This window comes from Cupriavidus sp. GW823-FHT06D04 (genome assembly GCF_058795055.1).
Genome location: NZ_JBXAHL010000090.1, coordinates 1 through 2,313 on the forward strand (window position 1 = coordinate 1; position 2,313 = coordinate 2,313).

Here is a 2,313-nt window from a genome sequence, read left to right on the forward strand (position 1 = left end):
TGGGACCTCGTTTGGGTGCTGAATGCACTGTGGTTAGCCCCGCTGACCCTTTTCCTGGCGTGGGGACATGACGACGTGCGCGCCAGCCCGGTGGACGGGCTGTTCTTTGTCTTCGCGGTACCTCTATGGTTCGGCCATCGCGTCTCGTCGGCCTGGTTGGCCTACGCAACCCCGGCTTTCCGCCCCCTGCTCACCACGCAGCGGCTGCGCTTCGTGGTAGGCCCGTTGGCCATTGCCGTGGCCTGCTTCGCCCTGCTTTTGGCACCCGAGAGCGTGCTGCCGGTGCCGCTGAGTGAGCGCGTGGTCTGGTTCGCCGTCCTGGACTACCTGCTAGTGAGTCACCATTTCGCCGCGCAGCACTTCGGGCTGCTTAGCCTTTACCGCGCGCGCGCAGGAAGAGCGTCTGATGCGGTCACGCGACGGCTTGATCGTTGGTTCGCGCTCGTTGTGGGCGGCGGTTTCGTCGTACTGGCAGAGGCCTTAGCTGGATCGATCGCCTTCCAGGATCGCTGGATCGCCCCCCTCCTGGGCGCGGGCTGGTCGGACGTGTTCGCGCGCACGCTGCATGATGGCGGCATCGCCTTCGTCGTGATCCTGACCGCCCTGATGCTATTCGTCGAACTGCGCTCGCAGCGCGCATCGCTGCCGCGCATGGCCTACGCCCTCGGCGTTTCGTCCATGGTGCTCTTCGCCTTCCTCGCGCGCGACCCCTTCCTGTTCATTGTGCTGTGGAGCGTGCAGCATTGGAGCGTGGCAATGGGACTCACCTCGCTCACGGCTTCCGGCGGGGACCAGGTGCCACGCACGCACTGGCACCAGTTGCTGGCGCCAATCAATCGACGCGGCTGGGCAGTGCTGCTTGTGCTCGCCGTCGCCTCCACCCTGCTGCTACCGGTGCTGGAGGTGGAGGCCGTGACCGACGAATACGCCTACGCCGATCGCATCTTCGGTGATGCGGCGCTCTGGCTGCGTTCCTCGCCTTTCGTGCCGGCGCTGCTGGCACTGGGTTTCGCGACTGGCTTCATCCACTACCTGCTGGATCGCGCTGTCTACCGCTTTTCATCGCCAGAAGTTAGGCAGGCCGCCCGCGCGCTGGTGCGGCCCTGACTTCTTTCACTGACGGAGCATAAGGGCGTATCTTGGTCGCCAAATAGGCGCTTGGGACGACGACGCCTTGGAACCGCGGGATATCTCGGCCACCGCCAAACGAGCGCGGCAAGCGCGAAGGCTTCTTCTAGGAGACCGCATGACTTACGTGAAAACCATTCGGGCCGTCTTGGCCTCCGGGCGCTTCATCGCCATCGACCTGCATCTGCACGAAAGCGCCCCGCATGCCGTTGAGGTGCTGATGTGCCTCCGGCCGGTCGAGCGCGGTATCGACGTGACCCTCCAACCTCTGCAAACGCCGGCCGCGATGACCGCCGACCAAGCGTTCGCGTTCGCCTGGGCGAAGGCGCAGGGGGTCGCGCAGCACCACGATGACCCCATCGTGGGCGTGCAAACGACGGTTAATAGGCTGTCCGACAGCGCGATCGCGGCCGTTACCGGCGGATTGCCCATCACGCGCATCTAAGCCGGTCGCCGGGGCGGAAGTCCCGGCGTACAGGTTTCCGGAAATTGTCGTCATTGTGATAAGAAGTGCTATTTCCTGCAGACCAAGGGCGACCGCCACTACCAGGGCACCACCTTCCGGGCGCCGGCACTGTCGCGCCTGTGCCCGGTCGAGACCTACGCGGACTGGGTGGGACCGGCGCGGCTGAGCGCCGCTCCGGTGTTTCGCGCGATTGCCGGTACACGATGACCATGGCGTTCTTTGAGCCGGACCCGACCTTCACCAAGGTCACGAAGGCCTGGCTCTGCGCGAATATGTTCCTCAAGAACTCGATCGGCTCGGCGCTCAAGGGCCAGCGCGAACTGACCCGCACTTACTTCAGCGTCTTCAGCCGGTTGTTCGCCGCACGCGCGCCTTCGGTACCGGGATACTTGGCCACCACCTGTTCCAGCGTTTTGCGCGCGGCATCCTTCTGGCCGGACTCGAGCTGATTATTGGCCACCGCGATCATGGCGTCCGGCACCTTGGGATGCGTCGGGTTGGCATCGATCATTTTGTGCAGCACCCAGGTGGACCCCTTATAGTCGCGCTGCGCGTAGAGCGAGTTGCCGAGCCAGTACTGCGCCAGCGGCAGGTAGGGGCTCTGCGGATATTTCTTGATAAACGACGAGAACGAATTCCCGGCGCTCTTGAAGTCGCCCGCCTGGAAATGCTTGAGCGCGGCGTCGTATTCGGGCTTCTCGCCCGGCGGCGACGTGCTC

Annotated in this window: 4 protein-coding genes; 3 read left to right on the forward strand and 1 reads right to left on the reverse strand. The window is 64.5% G+C overall.

The window, feature by feature from the left end:
• The 3 genes from AC1Q7H_RS39605 to AC1Q7H_RS39615 all read left to right on the forward strand — a co-directional run.
• The coding region (locus tag AC1Q7H_RS39605) for a hypothetical protein (protein ID WP_492382500.1) at window positions 1-1,107 on the forward strand (1,107 nt) is incomplete at its 5' end.
• 139 nt (window positions 1,108-1,246) lie between these two features.
• Window positions 1,247-1,573 carry a hypothetical protein gene (locus AC1Q7H_RS39610; RefSeq protein WP_153956971.1) on the forward strand — a complete coding sequence of 109 codons (327 nt, stop codon included), beginning with the start codon at window positions 1,247-1,249 and terminating at the stop codon, window positions 1,571-1,573.
• A 224-nt stretch (window positions 1,574-1,797) separates the two neighbouring features.
• The gene (locus AC1Q7H_RS39615) at window positions 1,798-2,043 is read left to right on the forward strand and encodes a hypothetical protein (protein ID WP_420872221.1); all 246 of its coding nucleotides are present in this window, start codon (window positions 1,798-1,800) and stop codon (window positions 2,041-2,043) included.
• Here AC1Q7H_RS39615 and ybgF read toward each other — a convergent pair.
• A partial coding sequence (gene ybgF / locus AC1Q7H_RS39620; protein ID WP_492382501.1) for a tol-pal system protein YbgF occupies window positions 1,926-2,313 on the reverse strand: 388 nt, incomplete at its 5' end. The two genes, AC1Q7H_RS39615 and ybgF, sit on opposite strands and share 118 nt — an antisense overlap.